The sequence below is a fragment of the Microbacterium oleivorans NBRC 103075 genome (assembly GCF_001552475.1).
Lineage (GTDB): Bacteria > Actinomycetota > Actinomycetes > Actinomycetales > Microbacteriaceae > Microbacterium > Microbacterium oleivorans.
Genome location: NZ_BCRG01000008.1, coordinates 87064 through 103874 on the forward strand (window position 1 = coordinate 87064; position 16811 = coordinate 103874).

Genomic DNA, 16811 nt, shown 5'->3' on the forward strand with positions numbered 1-16811 from the left:
CTGTGACTGTCACCCGACGAACCCGCATCGTCCTCGCCGGAGCCCAGGGCTTCGGTACCGTCCACCTCGAGAACCTGCGCCGTCTCGGTGACCGCGTCGAGCTCGTCGCAGTCGCGGACCCGACTCCCGTCCCGCCCGAGAACCTCCCCGCGGGCACCCAGGCCTTCGCGTCGCTCGCCGAGGCGCTCGACGCCGTCGATGACGTCCACGTCGTGATCGTCGCGACGCCGCTGCACACCCACGCGGCGCTCGCCGGTCTCGTCGTCTCGCGTGGAATCGACCTCTATCTCGAGAAGCCGCCCGTGCTCTCGTCGGCCGACCTCGCGGTGCTCGCCGACGCCGCAGCAGCCTCGGGCGCCCGCGTGCAGGTCGGCTTCCAGAGCCTTGGCTCGCTCGCGATCCCCGCCCTGATCGGCGACGAGTTCGGCCTCGGCCCGATCCAGGCGATCGGCGCCGTCGGACTCTGGTGCCGCGACCGGGCGTACTGGTCGCGCAGCCGCTGGGCGGGCCACCGTGTGCTCGACGGGTTCCCCGTCCTCGACGGCGTCGTCGCCAATCCGCTCGCCCACGCGACCGCGACCGCCCTGGCCGTGGCGCAGTCGACCGCCGCATCGGACGTCAACCAGGTCACCGCCGACCTCTACCGGGCCAACGACATCGAAGGCGACGACACCAGCGTCATCCGTCTGTCGACGGGGCGCGGCGTCCGTGTGACGTCCGCCCTGACTCTCTGCGCGGAGGACTCCGAGGAGCCGTACGTCCTCGTTCGCGGAACCCGCGGGTCGGCGAAGTTCTACTACACCGAGGACATCGTCGAGACGGCGGACCGCCGCGTCGAATTCGGCCGCATCGACCTGGTCGAGAACCTGCTCGATCACCGCGACCACGGCACGCCGATGTTGGCTCCGCTGCACGAGACGGGCGCCTTCGTCCGCGTGATGGATGCTGTCGCCGACACCGAGCCCGCGGCGGTCGATGCCGCTTTCGTGACATGGAACGACGACGGCCCGTCGCCGCGAGTCGTCATCGCGGGGATCCGCGACGCCGTGGAGCGGGCGGTGGATGCCGAGGCGACCTTCGCGGAACTGCACCTGCCCTGGACCGTGAAGACCGAGCCCGCGGTCCTGGCCGAGCTGAGCTCGTCGGGCGAGCCGCGGCATCCGGTCGCCGTCCTCGTCGACGGCGCCGACGTGACCCGCTCGTCGAGCCCGCGGCCCTACCTGCACCCCGTCCGGACGCCCGGCGGCGTCGTCGTGTCGGACACGCACCCGGCCGACCACGATTGGCACCTCGGCATCAGCGTGACGCTGCAGGACGTCTCAGGCGTCAACTTCTGGGGCGGACGCACCTACACGCCCGGCCGCGACTACGTCTGGCGCGATGACCACGGTCGCATCGTCGCCACGCGCGTCGAGGGCGAGGCCTCCGCTCTCGAAGCCGAGTTCGCGTGGATCGGACGCGACGGCGCGCACATGCTGACCGAGTGCCGGCGGATGACCGTGGCCGACGCCGGCTCCGGTGCGACCACGATCGATCTCAGCTTCGAGCTCACGACGCGTGCGGGCACGCTGCACCTCGGCGGGCCGGGCAGCAACGGACGCGTCGGCGGCGGCTACGGCGGACTCGCTTGGCGCCTGCCCGCCGCAACGGACGTCGATGTGCGGACCGCGTCGGCGCGCGGCGAGGAGGCGGTGCACGGCACGGTCGCCCCCTGGCTCGCCTGGTCGGCGGAGTTCGAGGGCGGTCCGGCGACGGTCGCGCTGGCTCCCCTCGACGAGGCCTCGGCCGCCGACCCGTGGTTCGTCCGCGTCGCGGGCTACCCCGGCGTCGGCGCAGCCCTCGCCTGGGACCGTGCAGTGGACCTGGCTCCCGGCATCCCCGTGTCGCGCTCCTACCGCCTGCTCGTCGCCGACGGCCGCCTCACCGACGACGAGGTCGTCGCCGCACTGTCGCTGGGTTGACTCACGGGGGGCGGGCCACTCGCGGTGCTCCGCCCGCACGACGAAGGCGGCGACCCCCAGGGCCGCCGCCTTCGCGTGGTCGCTTACTTGATGCCGGTGGTGGCGATGCCTCGGATGAGGAAGCGCTGACCGAACAGGAAGGCCAGGAACACCGGGACGAGGGACACGACCGACATCGCGAACATCCCGCCGAAGTTCGATGCGCCCTGCGCCGACATGAACTGCCGGAGCGCCAGCGGCACTGTGAACAGGTCGGGGTTGTTCAAGTAGATGAGGGCGCCGAAGAAGTCGTTCCACACCCAGACGAAGGTGAAGATCGCCGTCGTCGCGAGGGCCGGCGTCATCATCGGCAGCAGGATCTGCAAGAAGATGCGCGCGTGACCGGCGCCGTCGATGCGGGCCGCCTCATCGAGATCGCGAGGGATGCCTCGGATGAACTGCACCATCAGGAAGATGAAGAACGCGTCGGTCGCCAGGGCCTTCGGGAGGATGAGCGGCCAGAACGTGTTCACCATGCCGAGCTGGCTGAACATGATGTACTGCGGCACGATCACGATGTGCACGGGGAGCATGATCGTGACGAGCATGATCGCGAACATCGTGCGCTTGAAGTGGAAGTTCAGCCGGGCGAACGCGTACGCCGCCATGGAGCACGAGATCAGGTTGCCGACGATGGAGCCGGCGACCACGACGATCGAGTTCCAGAGGTACGTGCCGAACGAGGGCGAGAGGGCGTTCCAGCCCTCCGTGTAGTTCGACACCTCGAACGACAAGGGCCAGAGCCCCGGCAGGCGGAAGATCTCGTCGTTGGGTCGCAGCGAGCTGACGACCATCCACAGCAGCGGATAGAGCATCAGGGCGGACGTCGCGATGAGGAAGACGTGGCGGACGACCACGCTCACCTTCGAGCGTCCTCCGAGGCCGGCGGACTGCCGGCGGCGGATCCGCTGACGCTCCTGAGCGAAGCGGCGGTCGCGGGTCGTGATCAGTTCAGTCGTCATAGAACACCCACAGCTTGGAGAGAGCGAAGTTCACGGCCGTGAATCCCGCGATGATGGCGACGAGCAGCCAGGCCATGGCCGAGGCGTAGCCCATGTCGAACGACGTGAACCCCTTCTGGTAGAGGTACAGCGTGTAGAAGAGGGTCGAGTCCGACGGGCCACCCGACCCGCCCGAGATGATGAAGGCCTGCGTGAAGGCCTGGAACGCACCGATCATCGACAGCACGAGGTTGAAGAAGATGATCGGGCTGAGAAGCGGCATCGTGATCGAGAAGAACTGCCGGACGGGTCCGGCTCCGTCGACCGATGCGGCCTCGTAGTACATGACAGGGATCTGGCGGAGGCCGGCGAGGAAGATCACCATCGGGGCGCCGAAGCCCCAGACGCTCAGCAGGATGATCGTCGACAGCGCCGTGTCGGGGTTCGAGATCCAGCCTGGTCCCTCGATACCGAACACCGCGAGGAACTGGTTGACGATGCCGTCGACCCCGAAGATCTGCTTCCACAGGATGGCGACGGCGACCGACGAGCCGAGCAGCGACGGCAGGTAGAACATCGACCGGTAGAAGGCGAGCCCCCGAAGGCCCTTGTCGAGCAGGAGCGCGACGCCGAGTGCCGCGATCATGGCCAGCGGGACGCCGACCAGCACGTATACGAAGGTGACGCCGAGGGATGCCCCGAGTCGGGGGTCCTGCGACATCCGCACGTAGTTGTCGAGGCCGATCCACTCCGGGGCGTTGAAGAGGTCGTACTTCGTGAACGACAGGTACAGGGATGCCCCGATGGGCAGCACCGTGACCAGGATGAGTCCGAGCAGCCACGGGGCCAGGAAGACCAGGGCGGCCTTCGTGTCCTTGGGTCGCTCTCGCGCGCCTCGCTTGCCGCTGACGCGGCGTATCTTGGACAGCTCGCTGATCGCGCTCATCCGGGTCCTCCTCGACACTTCCGACGGTCATCTGCGACCGCCGTCGACACGCTCAGAAAGCGCTTTCTGTGACGATACACTATCGAGCGGAGCGCACAAGCGGTCCCCGAAGACGAGGAGCCGCCATGGCCGATCCCGCCCGCGTCGACGAGTCGGCACAGACTCTCGGACCGATCGCCGGATACCCCGATTGGCCCGCTTTTCTCGAGCGGGAGCCGGTTCGGACCGACGGTTCGGACACCGGCCGCGCGCTCGCTGCAGCGCTCGGCATCCGTCGCACCGCAGCCGATGACGTCCACGTCGAGCGCGAGTGGCGCGCCGCCGGCATCCACGGCCGCGAGCTCACGTGGCAGCTCCCCTACGGGCCCCGCACGCGAGCGTGGCTGCTGCGCCCCGACGACGATGGGCGCCCGCTGCCGGCGCTCCTCGGACTCCACTGCCACGGCGGCGTGCGTTCGGTCGGTGCGGAGCAGTTGGTCGAGACCGACCACGCGCCGCACCCGTCGGCATCCCGTCTGCGCGAGACCGTGTACGGCGGTCTCGCACCGGCGAACGATCTGGCACGCGATGGGTTCGTCGTCCTCGCGCACGACACGTTCTCGTGGGGCAGTCGCGCGTTCGATCTCTCGCACCCGACGCCGCGGCTCGCGGGACTCATCGCAGCCCGCGAAGCGCTCTGGCGCGAGGAGGGAGTGACGCCCACCGAAGCCGAACGCTTCGATGCCGTCTCATCGCTCCACGAGGATTCGCTTGCGAAGGCCGCCGGCATGCTGGGCACCTCACTCGCCGGCGCCGTCGCGACCGAGGACGTCGCCGCGCTCGACGTCCTCCTCGGCCTGGGCGAGGTGGATGCCGCCCGCGTCGGCACGTTCGGGCTGTCGGGCGGCGGCGGGCGCGCCACACTGCTCCGCGCCCTCGACGACCGCGTCCGCTCGACCGTCGTGACGTGCATGATGGCGACGTTCGCCTCGCTGGTGCCGCGTGAGCTCGACACGCACTCGTGGCTGCTGAACAGCCCCGGCATCCGCTCGGCGGGAGACCTGCCGGAGATCGCGGCATCCGCTGCTCCCCGCGACCTCCTCGTGCAGTACGGGACGACCGATCCGCTGTTCCCGCTCGAGGGGATGCGGGATGCCGACCGCGCCCTGCAGGCGACGCCGGGATACCGCGGCTCGTTCTTCGACGACGGGCACGTCTCGAGCTCCGCGATGCAGGGCGAAGTGCGCGCGTTCTTCGCCGCGACACTCGCGGCGTGACCCAAGCGAGACACAGCGGTCGTTGACAACCTCGCAGCTCCGACGCTACCGTCCGTCAGTAAGCGTTTTCTCACCGCTGAGAAAACGTTTGATCCGCGAAGGAGCGGCATGACCTCGATCACTACCGGCCAGACCCGATCTGGCCTCATGGCCACCGGTCGATCGACCCTCCGCTTCGCTCGGATCACCCCTGTCCTGCTGCGTGCCTTCCGCCGCCGCACCGTCTGAGAGGAACCTCATGAAGAATCGACGCCTCCTCGCCATCGCCGCTGCCGGCGTGGCGCTGGCCGTCACGCTGACCGGTTGCGGCGGTGGATCCGGCGCCGGGAACGGCGACGAGAAGATCACGCTGCGCTTCGCCTGGTGGGGCAGCGATGAGCTGAACGCCATCAAGGCCGAGCAGATCAAGCTCTTCGAAAAGGCAAACCCGAACATCAAGGTCGAGGGTGAGCCCAGCGAGTACAACGGCTACTACGACAAGCTCGCCACCCAGGTGGCCGGTGGCGGCGCACCTGACGCGCTGCAGATCACGTACGACGCGCTGCCGCTCTACAAGAGCAAGAACGCGATCGCGGACATCAGCGGTGACATCGACCAGTCGGCCTTCCAGGCCGGCTCGCTCGACGCCGGCATCATCGACGGCAAGCTCTACGCCCTGCCGACCGGTGTCGGTTCGCGTGGCATCATCGTCAACCCCGCCGTCTTCGAGAAGGCCGGCGTCGCGCTTCCCGACGACACGTCGTGGACGTGGGACGACTACATCTCGATCGCCAAGGAACTCTCCGAAAAGGCCGGCAAGGGCACCTACGGCTCGTCGGCGATTTCGAACGACCAGTCGCTCATGGCCTTCGCCCGCCAGAACGGCGAGGACCTTTACACGGCTGACGGCAAGTTCGGCGTCAGCGAGGGCACGGCTGAGAAGTTCTTCCAGTTCTCGAAGGACCTGCAGGAGTCGGGCGGCTCACCCGATGCCTCCACGGCTGCCGAGGACGCGTCGGCGTCGCTCGAGCAGAGCCTCATGGGTCAGGGCAAGGTCGGCATGACCTTCGCGCCGCTCAACTTCATCAGCATCTACGCGGGTGCGTCGGGCCAGGAGCTGAAGATCCTCAACGTTCCCGGCGACAGCGCCGGCAAGGTGGGTCTCGTCATCCAGCCGACCGTGCAGTACGCGGTCTACTCGAAGTCGAAGCACCCCAAGGAAGCCGCGAAGCTGATCGACTTCCTGCTGAACAGCGAGGAAGCGGGCCCGCTCAACAAGCTGACCCTCGGCATCCCGGCCGACCCGAAGGTCCTCGAGGCCATCACGCCCGATCTGACGGAGTCCGAGAAGGAGCAGGTGGCCTTCATCGACCGCCTGTCCCAGGCCGGTGGCACGCCGCAGAACCCGATCGCGCTGCCGACCTCGCAGCTCGGCCCGATCATCACCAAGCTGCTCGACGACGTCACCTTCGACAAGACGACCCCCGCGGATGCCGCGAAGGAGCTCGTCTCGCAGGTGGAGACGGCACTCGCCGCGAGCTGATCGACGGATGCGGCGGTCGGAACCTCCCGGCCGCCGCATCGCCATGTCCGGAATCAACGGAGGATGCGGATGATCTATCACCTGGCCGGAGACTCGACCGTCGCGCCGATGAAGGCGGGTGAGGAGCCGATGGCCGGCTGGGGCGAATGCCTCGACGAGTTCGTGTCGGCGCCGGTCCTGAATCATGCGTTCGGCGGTGCGACGACCGAGTCGTTCCTCGCGAGCGGGACGTGGGGCGAACTGCTGACCGGTGTGGCGGACGGCGACACCGTCGTCATCCAGTTCGGCCACAACGACCAGAAGCAGCCTGAGCTGCTCGCCTCCCGCGGCGGATACACGGATCGGCTGCGGCGGATGGTGGCGGACGTGCGCGAGCGCGGCTCGCGCCCCGTGCTCTGCACGTCGTGCGAGCGGCGCTGGTTCGATGGCGAGCGCGTGACGCCGACCCACGGCGACTACCCGAATGCCGTGCGCGACCTCGCCGCGGAGGAGGGCGTCGACCTCATCGACCTCACGGCGTTCACGACCTGGCTCTACGAGGACCTCGGGGACGAGGCATCCGCTCGATTGTTGTCGCACTACGCGCCGGGCGAGACCGTCGCGTGGCCCGAGGGCTTGGTAGACGACACGCATTTCCGCGTCGACGGGGCGCGGCGGATTGCGCGCTTCGTGGCGAAGAGTCTGCGGGCGATCGAGCGTCGTGACGGGGATCAGCCGGCGAAGGGGTCGACGTTCACGGCGTGACCGAGATGGTCGTACGGTGAGAAGCGTCATCCACGTTCCGAGGGAGATCCTGATGCGCCTCACCGTCGGCACCGCACTCATCCTCGCGGGCCTCGCGATCGTCGTACTCGCGCAGATGAACCTCTCCGCGCAGATGGACCGCGTCGATCGGGACGGCACCGCGGGCAACCTCTTCGCTCTGGACGTCTTCTGGCTCGGACTCGCCGGCGTCGTCGCGATTGCGGCCGGGGTGGGAGCGCTCATGGCGCGCCGACGCGGAGCCGGCACGTCGGCCTGACGGCCGGTCAGTCGAACGCGCGCGCCACCGGCCGGCGGAACCCGCCGAACTCCACGGTCGGCCAGACCGGATCCGCCGTCAGCACCTCGACACGCGACTCCGTCACGAGGACGGTGTCCTCGACCTTCGCGCCCGGTGCGCTCGGGTTCCACGCGAACGCGTGGTTCGAGACCACGGAATCCGTCGTCAGGGTCGTCGCGCGAGGGTCGCGCCCGGCGTACCCGGTCGGTCCGCCCTGGTGGTGCTTCGTCCACTCGTCCGCATCGAACCCGGATGCCGCATACCCGGCGGTCCCGGCTGCGAAGACGTCGTTCAACCGGGCGCCCGGACGGGTCGCGGCGAAGAACGCCGCCTCTACCTCCAGAATGCGTGCGTCATCCGCCCCCGCCTCGCCGACCCAGCGCGTCGCGTTGGCGATCAAGCCGTGCCGCCGACCGCACACCACGAGCATCGCCCGACGCCCGAGCGGTCCCTCGGTGGGGAGCGGATGCCGGTGCGGCAAGCGCTCCTCCCCCGCGACGAGGATCACGAGCGGATCGATCCCCCGCGCGGCGAGACCCGACGCGAGCGCCGCCGCGACAGACCGCTCGGACGACGACGCCTGCAGCCCGCGCGCGACAGCCGTCAGTACCTCCGCCGTCTCGCGCCCGAGCGCGCGGTATCGGTCCGCCTCGGCGGGGAGGAGCGACGCGCGTGCCGCCCGCAGCGCGGCAGCCACCTCAGCCTCGGCCACCCCGGCGCCCGCAGCCTCGAGCACCGGCTGATGCCACGGCACCCGGACGACGCGATCGGCATCCTCGGGCAGCAACTCCTCGGCGATCAGCCGGTCGGCCTCGTTCGCGCTCACGAACAGGGTGTCGCCGTCATCGTCCACGCGGACGGCGAGAACGGGAGGCCCGGCGAGCGAGACATGCGTGCGGGCACCCTCGAGGTACCAGGTGAGCGCTTCGTGCGACGAGAGCACGAGCGGGCGACCACCGGCATCCCGCCGCACATCGGCCACCCGCTCGCGTTTGGCGGCTCGGTCAGCAGCAGATCCGGACATCGTCGTCTCCCGTCATAAAACGTTTCCTCGCATAGTATGGCCACACCGGCGCGCGCACGGCGCACGCCGGAAGGCGCGAAGGGGAGCCGATGGCAGGGCAGAAGCAGACCACGATCACTGACGTGGCCAAGCACGCCGGCGTCTCGCTGGCGACCGTCTCCCGCGTGATGAACGGGAACGCGACCGTCGATCCGGCTCTGGCCGAACGGGTCCGCACCTCGGCCACCGAGCTCGGCTACTCCGCGAACCCCCTCGCCCGCAGCCTCGTCCTCGGCAAGACTCAGACGATCTCGGTCGTCGTCCCCGACCTGTCGAACCCGACGTTCCAAGGCATGCTCCGCGGCCTCAGCCGCGCCGCCGTCGCCGATGGGTACCACGTGCTCGTCGCCGACTCCGACGAGCACGAGGACCAGGAACGCCTCCTCGCGCTCGAATCGCGTCGCCGCTCCGACGGCCTCGTGCTCTGCGCTCCGCGTATGTCGGATGCCGCCCTGGCCGAGGTCCTGGCCGAGGTAGCGCCCGTCGTGCTCGTCAACCGCGCGGGTGACGCCCCCAGCGTCGCCGCGGACTACCGCACCCCTCTCCGCGAGGTCATCGACCACCTCTACGGACTCGGCCACCGCCGCATCGCCTACCTCGCCGGCGCCAAGCGGAGCGCCTCGAACGCTCAGCGCCTCGCCGCGCTCGACGACGCCCGCGCGACCCTCGACGGGTGCGAGATCTACGAGATCCCGGCGGGTGTCGATTTCGCCGCCGGCGCCGACTCGCTCGATGCCGTCCTCGACTCGGGCGCCACGGGCGTCCTCGCATTCAACGACCTGTCCGCCATGGGCCTTCTCAGCGCCGCCACCGAGCGCGGCCTGACCGTACCCGGCGACCTGTCCATCGCGGGCTTCGACGACATCCCCTTCGCGCGCTACACCTCCCCCGGGCTGACGACCGCCGCCGTCCCGACCGCCGAGCTCGGCGCCCTGGCGTGGCACGCGCTCCGCGCCCTCCTGCAGGGCGAATCGCCCGAGACGACGCACACCGTCGTCCCTCAGGTCATCTTGCGCGGCACCACGGCGGCACCGACCCGCTGAAACGATCGAACGCCGCGCAGAGAACAGTCCTCGCGGTCTCGGCGTCTTCCGTGCTACGGTCGAGAAAACGTTTCCTGAGCCTGTTTCCCGGCTCGGAGGAGTCCGGCACGAAGGAGAGCCATGACCACCCGGTACGCCCTCGTCGGCGCAGGCCACCGCGCACAGATGTACGTGGACGCCATCGCCGACGACTACCGCGACCGCGCCGACCTCGTCGCGATCTGCGAGCCGAACCCGACCCGCGCACAGTTCTACGTCGACCGCCTCGTCGACCACGGCCTCGCCGCTCCGAGCACCTGGCAGCCCGACCAGCTCGAGGAGATGATCCGCGCCGAGCGCATCGAGCGGGTCATCGTGACCGCGCGGGACGACCTGCACGCCGAGCTGATCGTCCGATCGATGGACGCCGGGGCCGACGTCGTCGTCGAGAAGCCCCTCACCATCGACGCGGCCAGCGCCGCCGCGATCGAGGCGGCCGCCGAACGCACGGGGCGATCGGTCGTCCTGACCTTCAACTACCGGTACGCGCCGCGCAACACCGCCCTCCGCCAGGTCATCGCCGAGGGCCGGATCGGTCGCGTCACCTCCATCGACTTCTCCTGGATGCTCGACACGCAGCACGGCGCGGACTACTTCCGCCGCTGGCACCGCGAGAAGGAGCACTCCGGCGGCCTCCTGGTGCACAAGTCCAGCCACCACTTCGACCTCGTCAACTGGTGGATCGGGCAGCGCCCGCGCCGCGTCTTCGCCTCGGGAGCCCTCCGCTTCTACGGCGCCGAGAACGCCGCCGCCCGTGGCCTCGGCGACCGCCCCGACCGCGGCACGCACGACGGCGACCGCGACCCGTTCGAGCTCGACCTGCGCGGCGACGAGCGCCTACGAGCGCTGTACCTCGACGCCGAGCAGCACGACGGCTACGTCCGCGACCGCGACGTGTTCGGTCCCGGCATCACGATCGAGGACAACCTCGCCCTCGTCGTCGACTACTCGGACGGCGCGACGCTGTCGTACTCCCTCAACGCGCACGCCCCCTGGGAGGGCTACCGCGTCGCGATCAACGGCACCGAGGGCCGCGCCGAGCTCGAGGTCGTCGAGCGGGGCGCCGTCCTCGTCGGCGACGGGCTGCACCCGGTGGTAGACCCGAGTGCGGTGCAGGATGCCGCCCACTCGAGCCTCCGCCCTATGGGCGAGCGCCTGCTCGTGCAGCGGCACTGGGAGGAAGCCGTCGAGGTCCCGATCGTCTCGGGCGAATCCGCCCACGGCGGCGGCGACGCCCTCCTGCTGGCCGACGTCTTCGCGGGGCCGGTGAACGACCCGCTCGGCCGTCCTGCCGACTGGACCGACGGCGTCCGATCGATCGCGGTCGGCATCGCCGGCAACCGCTCGCTCGAGACCGGCCTGCCCGTGCAGGTCGCCGACCTCGGCGTCGCGATCCTCCGCGACTCGACCCCCGGAAATCAGACGCCCAGGGCCACCCGATGAGTCGCGTCGTCGTCACCGGCGGGTCCGGCAGGCTCGGCCGCAACCTCGTCACCGGCCTCGCCGCGTTCGGCCACGAGGTCGTCTCGCTCGACCGGGCACCGTCCGAGGACCTCCGCATCGACGGGGTCGAGCAGATCTCGATCGACCTCCTCGACGCGGCCGCGACCGCCGAGACGCTCGTGCGGGCGAGGGCCGACTCCCTGGTCCACCTCGCCGCGATCGCCGTGCCTTTCAGCGCGCCCGAAGACGTGATCATGCGGACGAACACCGGCCTCGCGGTCTCCGTCCTCGGCGGAGCAGTGGATGCCGGCATTGGGCGGATCGTGGCGGCATCCAGCCCCACCGTCCTCGGCTACGGCAACCCATCGGGCTGGCTGCCCGACTCGCTGCCCCTCGACGAAGAGTCGACGCCGCGGCCGTGGAACGCGTACGCGCTGTCGAAGCTCATGATCGAGCAGACCGTGTCGATGCTGCACCGACGCACCGGCGACGACGTCCGCTACGCGACGTTCCGCCCCTGCTACGTCATCGCGCCCGAGGAGTGGCGCGGCGCCCCGACCCAGCAGGGCCACACGGTCGCCGAGCGCGTCGCGGATCCCGCACTGTCGGCACCCGCCCTCTTCAACTACGTCGACGCCCGCGACGTCGCGTCGTTCACCGACCTGCTGCTCGGCGCGCTCCCCGACATCCCGAACGCCGAGGTGTTCTTCGTCGGCGCCGACGATGCACTGGCCGACGGCCCGCTCGCCGATCTCCTGCCGCGCTTCGTGCCCGGCACGGGCGACCTCGCGAGTGGCCTCACCGGCACCGCCCCCGCCTTCTCGAATGCGAAGGCGGCGCGCGTGCTCGGCTGGCACCCGCAGCACTCCTGGCGTACCGAACTCACCGCACCGTCGTCCACCCTCGACCGAAAGGACGTGCCGGTATGAACTTCGACGGCATCCTCTTCTTCCCCGTCACGCCCTTCGACTCGGCCGACCGCGTCGAAACCGACCTCCTGACGCAGCACGTCTCGAAGGGTGTGGATGCCGGTGCGGGCGGCGTCTTCCCCGCGTGCGGCACGGGCGAGTTCCACGCCCTGTCCGCCGCCGAATCCGCGCTCGTGGTCCGGACCGCGGTCGACGCGGTCGCCGGTCGCGTCCCCGTCATCGCCGGAGCCGGTGGCCCGCTCGGCCACGCCGTCGAGGTCGCGCGCTCCGCCGCCGATGCGGGCGCCGACGGCCTCCTCGTCCTGCCGCCGTACCTCGTCGGCGCTCCCCAGCGCGGGCTCATCGCCTATGTCGAGGCGATCGCTGCGGCATCCGATCTGCCCGTCATCATCTACCACCGCGGCTCGGCGGCGTTCACGGCCGAGTCGATCCGCACCCTCGCGGCGAACCCGAAGGTGGTCGGCTTCAAGGATGGCGTCGGCGACATCGGTGCGACGCAGCTGATCGTGCGCGCCGTCGCGGATGCCGGGCGTGAGGACTTCGCGTTCTTCAACGGCCTGCTGACCGCGGAGCTGACGCAGGGCGCGTACCGCGGCATCGGCGTGCCGCTGTACTCGTCGGCGGCCTTCGCGATGATCCCCGAGGTCGCGAACGCGTACTACCGCGCGTACATCGACGGCGACGAGGCGCGGCGCCTGGCGATCCTCGACGGCTTCTACGCTCCGCTCGTCGCCCTCCGCGATGAGACGCCGGGCTTCGGCGTCTCGCTCATCAAGGCGGGCCTGCGTCTCGAGGGCCTGCCCGTGGGCTCGGTCCGCGCGCCGCTCGTCGACCCGACCCCGGTGCAGGAAGCGCGACTGTCCGAGATTCTCGCTGCCGGCCGCGCACTGCTGTGACCACGATCGCCTCGCTCGGCGCCCGGCTGATCCGGGTGCCGCTGACGCGCCCGTGGGCCGCCGACGTCACCTCGGTCGGCGTCATCGCGACCCACGTCGTGCGGTCGGATGGCGCCGAGGGGTGGGGCTTCTCGTGGACTCCGCAGATCGGCGCCGAGGCGGTTCTCGCGCTCCTGCAGCACGACATCCCCGCCTTCGCCGTCGGCCGCTCGGCCGAGCCGGCGGAGGTGTGGCCCGAGCTGTGGCGACACCTGCACGAGGCGGGTGGCGGCGGTCTCACGACGATCGCGATCGCGGGGCTCGACCTCGCGCTGTGGGATGCCGCGGCGCGCGCCGCCGGCACCTCGGTGTCGACGTCGATCGGTCGGCGCCGTGAGTCGGTGCGCTCCTACGGGAGCGGCATCAACCTGCACTACGAACTCGACGATCTGCTTGCGCAGGCGCAGCGCTGGGTGGATGCCGGTTTCGACGCCGTGAAGATGAAGGTCGGCAGCCCCGACCTCGCCCGCGACGTCGACCGCGTCGCCGCGGTGCGTGACGTCATCGGGCCCGACCGGGCGCTCATGATCGATGCGAATCAGCGGTGGGACCTCACCCGGGCGACGACCGCCGTCGAGGCACTCGCGGCATCCGGTATCGCCTGGATCGAGGAACCGCTCCGCGCCGACGACCTCGCCGGCCACATCGAACTCGCTCGTCGCCTTCGATCCGGGTCGGCCGTGCCGATCGCCCTCGGCGAGAACGTGCACACCCGCTACCGCTTCGACGACTTCGTCCGCTCGGGCGCTGCGCAGGTCGTGCAGCCGAACATCGTCCGCGTCGGCGGGATCACCCCGTTCCTCGAGATCGCGAGCGACGCGCACGCCGCGGGCGTCGACCTGCATCCCCACCTGCTGCCCGAGCTCTCGGGCCAGCTCGCAATGACCCTGCCGCAGGAGGTCCTCGTCGAGGACATCGAGGATGCCGCGTTCGGCGCCCTCGGTGCGCTCGACGCCCCCTCCCCCGTCACCATCGCCGACGGAACGCTGACCGAGGTGCCCCACGAGGGCCTCGGCCTGCGCTTCACCGACCCGGAAGGACTCCGATGACCACGTCACCCGAAGAACTCGCCCGCCTCACCGACGCCGCCGCGGCCGCCGCGCCGATCTGGCGCACGTCGTCCGCCGACGATCGCGCGCGCTGGCTGACGGCCGTCGCCGACGCCCTCGACGCGCACGCCGACGAACTCGTCGCGATCGCCGACCGCGAGACCCGTCTTGGGGCCGTCCGCCTTCGCGGCGAGGTCGGCCGCACGACGGGGCAGCTGCGCCTGTTCGCCTCGGTCGTCCGCGAGGGCTCGTACCTCGAGCTGACCGTCGACGACGCGGATGCCGCGGCCACTCCGCCCCGGCCGGAGCTGCGTCGCCTGCTCGTCGGCGTCGGCCCGGTCGCCGTGTTCTCGGCATCCAACTTCCCGTTCGCCTTCTCGGTCTGCGGCGGCGACACCGCCTCGGCGTGGGCGGCCGGCAACCCGGTCATCGTGAAGGCGCACTCGGGGCACCCCGAGCTGTCGGAGCGCACCGCTGCGATCGCGATCGACGCGCTGACGGCCGCGGGCGCTCCCGCCGGGTCGCTCGCACTCATCGAGGGCCGAGAGGCGGGGAACGCGCTCGTGCAGCACCCCGTCATCCAGGCCGCCGGGTTCACAGGCTCGCTCTCGGGCGGACGTGCACTGTTCGACCTCGCGAGCGGGCGCCCCGACCCGATCCCGTTCTACGGCGAACTCGGCAGCGTGAACCCCGTCGTCGTCACGACGGGCGCCGCAGCGGCTCGCGGCGCGGTGCTCGCGACTGGACTCGTCGGCTCGTTCACGCTCGGCGCGGGGCAGTTCTGCACGAAGCCCGGTGTCGTGTTCATCCCGCGGGATGCCGGTATCGAGCAGCTCGTGGCGGACGCCGTCGCCGGTGCTGCCGGTGGACCGCTGCTCACCGAGCGCATCACGACGGCCTTCCCCGACGGCATCCGCGAGCTCGAGGCCGACCCGTCGGTCGAGGTGCTCGCGTACGGTGCCGAGACCCCCGACGGTGCTCGCCCAGTCGTGCTGACGACGGATGCCGCGGCGGTCGCCGAGCGCGCCGAGACGCTCATCGCCGAGGTGTTCGGACCGGTCACGCTGCTCGTCCGCTACAGCGACCAGGCCGAGCTGCTGCGGGCCCTGCGTGCCGTGCCGGGAAGCCTCACCGCGACCCTCCACAGCGAGGCGGGCGAGGACGTCGCTGAGGTGCTCGAGCTGCTGCAGCTGCGCGCCGGACGCGTCCTGTTCGCGGGCTGGCCGACCGGTGTCGCCGTGACGTGGTCGCAGCAGCACGGCGGACCGTGGCCCGCGACGACGTCGCTGCACACCTCCGTCGGCGCGACCGCGATCCGCCGGTTCCTGCGGCCGGTCGCGTTCCAGGATGCGCCCGACGCACTGCTGCCTGAGGCGCTCCGCGACGCGTCGCTGGCTCGACTGCCGCACCGCCGCAACGGCGTCCTGCAGGTGCCGTCGGCATGAGCGCCGCGTTCGACCTCGTTCGCGATCACGTCGCGTCGGGCCGGCTGCCGTCGGCCGTGCTCGGCGTGGCGACCGCAGAGGGGACGGTGGCGCTGGAGGGGTTCGGGGCCGCGGCATCCGATCGGTACCCGCTCTTCTCGATCACCAAGCCCCTGTTGGGGATCGCGGCAGCGCGGGCGATCGAGCGCGGACTGTTGACGACCGAGACGCCGCTTCGGGATGCTGTGCCGGAATTCGGCGCGGGGCGCGACGACGTCGTGCTGCTGCGGCACCTCGCCTCGCACACCGCCGGCATCGCCGAGCCGCCGCTCGACCCCGTGGTGCCGCTTCGCGACGAGCTCATCACCCGCGGGCGGGACTTCGCCGCGGGCAGCGCCTCGAGGTATTCGTCGCTCGCGTTCGAGGGCATCGCGGCGCTCGTCGAGCACGCGACCGGCCGGGACTGGGCGGATGCCGTCGCCCAGTGGGCCGGCGAGATCGGGGCGGATGGGCTCAGCCTCGATCACACCGGTGCGGTGCCGGTGGTGGATGCCGCGGCGTCAGGCGTCGACATGGCGCGGTTCGCCGCGGTGCGGCATCCGGGGGCCGGTCTCGTCGGCCGGGTTGAGGATCTGCTGCGGCTGGGGTCGGAGCTGCTGCGGATCGAAGGCGGGGCGACCGGCGGCATCCTGAAGCCGGCAACGCTGGCGATGATGCGACGGCCTCTGACGGGCCACATCCCCCGGCTTGAGCCGTACACCGCCGAGCGCGGGCAGGACTGGGGGTTCACGTGGAACCTCCGCACGCGCGCACCCGGCCTCATCGACCAGGACGTCTACGGCCACGGCGGCTGGGCGGGCACCGAGTTCTGGGTGCACCCGACCGCCGGCATCGCCTGGGTGCTGCTCACGAACGCCGTCTCGCGCCCCGGCGTCGACCTCGACGCGCTCGACAATGCGGTGGTCGCAGGGCGCTGAGGGGCACGCGGCTACATGATGTGGATGCAGGTGGCCTTCGGGCGTTGATGCCACCACGTGCGGGAACCCCGACAGCACCCGCAGTGCAGTGAGTTCCCCGGACCCGGCCCGGCTCGAACGGGCGGCCACCCTCTCCGAACTGCGGGCTGGGCGCGCCCTTACCGGGTAGATGCGCCTTGGGCGGGCTCGCCCGAAAACTAGC

15 protein-coding genes are annotated in these 16811 nt (G+C 70.8%); 12 read left to right on the forward strand and 3 right to left on the reverse strand.

What is annotated here, in order from left to right:
- Positions 1-2: 2 nt before the first annotated feature.
- On the forward strand, positions 3-1961 hold the full coding sequence (locus MO1_RS09390; protein WP_060915879.1) for a DUF6807 family protein: 1959 nt from the start codon (positions 3-5) through the stop codon (positions 1959-1961).
- An 83-nt stretch (positions 1962-2044) separates the two neighbouring features.
- On the opposite strand, the gene MO1_RS09395 is transcribed toward MO1_RS09390, so the two are convergent.
- Together MO1_RS09395 and MO1_RS09400 are read right to left on the reverse strand one after the other, a co-directional pair.
- Entirely contained in the window at positions 2045-2962 is a 918-nt protein-coding gene (locus MO1_RS09395; RefSeq protein ID WP_036309609.1) for a carbohydrate ABC transporter permease, read from the reverse strand.
- On the reverse strand, positions 2952-3887 hold the full coding sequence (locus tag MO1_RS09400) for a carbohydrate ABC transporter permease (protein ID WP_036309607.1): 936 nt from the start codon (positions 3885-3887) through the stop codon (positions 2952-2954). The genes MO1_RS09395 and MO1_RS09400 overlap by 11 nt, the downstream gene beginning before the upstream one ends.
- 125 nt (positions 3888-4012) lie before the next feature.
- Between MO1_RS09400 and MO1_RS09405 the strand changes: the two genes are divergently transcribed.
- The 4 genes from MO1_RS09405 to MO1_RS09420 all read left to right on the forward strand — a co-directional run bounded on the left by MO1_RS09405 (position 4013) and on the right by MO1_RS09420 (position 7686).
- Complete coding sequence (locus MO1_RS09405) at positions 4013-5143, forward strand: hypothetical protein (protein WP_060915880.1); 1131 nt, start codon at positions 4013-4015, stop codon at positions 5141-5143.
- A gap of 238 nt (positions 5144-5381) precedes the next feature.
- A complete protein-coding gene (locus tag MO1_RS09410) occupies positions 5382-6665 on the forward strand; it encodes an ABC transporter substrate-binding protein (RefSeq protein ID WP_036309604.1) in 1284 nt (427 codons plus the stop codon).
- A gap of 69 nt (positions 6666-6734) precedes the next feature.
- The gene (locus MO1_RS09415; RefSeq protein ID WP_060915881.1) at positions 6735-7409 is read left to right on the forward strand and encodes a rhamnogalacturonan acetylesterase; all 675 of its coding nucleotides are present in this window, start codon (positions 6735-6737) and stop codon (positions 7407-7409) included.
- A 16-nt stretch (positions 7410-7425) separates the two neighbouring features.
- Positions 7426-7686 (forward strand): hypothetical protein, encoded by a 261-nt coding sequence (locus MO1_RS09420; protein ID WP_255209248.1) that lies wholly within the window; start codon positions 7426-7428, stop codon positions 7684-7686.
- 7 nt (positions 7687-7693) lie between these two features.
- On the opposite strand, the gene MO1_RS09425 is transcribed toward MO1_RS09420, so the two are convergent.
- Complete coding sequence (locus MO1_RS09425) at positions 7694-8650, reverse strand: M24 family metallopeptidase (RefSeq protein WP_060915924.1); 957 nt, start codon at positions 8648-8650, stop codon at positions 7694-7696.
- A 170-nt stretch (positions 8651-8820) separates the two neighbouring features.
- Between MO1_RS09425 and MO1_RS09430 the strand changes: the two genes are divergently transcribed.
- The 7 genes from MO1_RS09430 to MO1_RS09460 all read left to right on the forward strand — a co-directional run bounded on the left by MO1_RS09430 (position 8821) and on the right by MO1_RS09460 (position 16609).
- The gene (locus tag MO1_RS09430) at positions 8821-9813 is read left to right on the forward strand and encodes a LacI family DNA-binding transcriptional regulator (protein WP_060915882.1); all 993 of its coding nucleotides are present in this window, start codon (positions 8821-8823) and stop codon (positions 9811-9813) included.
- 120 nt (positions 9814-9933) lie between these two features.
- Positions 9934-11295 carry a Gfo/Idh/MocA family protein gene (locus MO1_RS09435; protein ID WP_060915883.1) on the forward strand — a complete coding sequence of 454 codons (1362 nt, stop codon included), beginning with the start codon at positions 9934-9936 and terminating at the stop codon, positions 11293-11295.
- Entirely contained in the window at positions 11292-12224 is a 933-nt protein-coding gene (locus MO1_RS09440; protein ID WP_060915884.1) for an NAD-dependent epimerase/dehydratase family protein, read from the forward strand. Before MO1_RS09435 ends, MO1_RS09440 begins: the two co-directional genes overlap by 4 nt.
- Entirely contained in the window at positions 12221-13120 is a 900-nt protein-coding gene (locus MO1_RS09445; RefSeq protein WP_060915885.1) for a 5-dehydro-4-deoxyglucarate dehydratase, read from the forward strand. Before MO1_RS09440 ends, MO1_RS09445 begins: the two co-directional genes overlap by 4 nt.
- Positions 13117-14208, forward strand: a complete 1092-nt coding sequence (locus tag MO1_RS09450) for a mandelate racemase/muconate lactonizing enzyme family protein (protein WP_060915886.1) — start codon at positions 13117-13119, stop codon at positions 14206-14208. The genes MO1_RS09445 and MO1_RS09450 overlap by 4 nt, the downstream gene beginning before the upstream one ends.
- The gene (locus MO1_RS09455) at positions 14205-15653 is read left to right on the forward strand and encodes an aldehyde dehydrogenase (NADP(+)) (RefSeq protein ID WP_060915887.1); all 1449 of its coding nucleotides are present in this window, start codon (positions 14205-14207) and stop codon (positions 15651-15653) included. Before MO1_RS09450 ends, MO1_RS09455 begins: the two co-directional genes overlap by 4 nt.
- Entirely contained in the window at positions 15650-16609 is a 960-nt protein-coding gene (locus MO1_RS09460; RefSeq protein WP_060915888.1) for a serine hydrolase domain-containing protein, read from the forward strand. The genes MO1_RS09455 and MO1_RS09460 overlap by 4 nt, the downstream gene beginning before the upstream one ends.
- Positions 16610-16811: the final 202 nt, after the last annotated feature.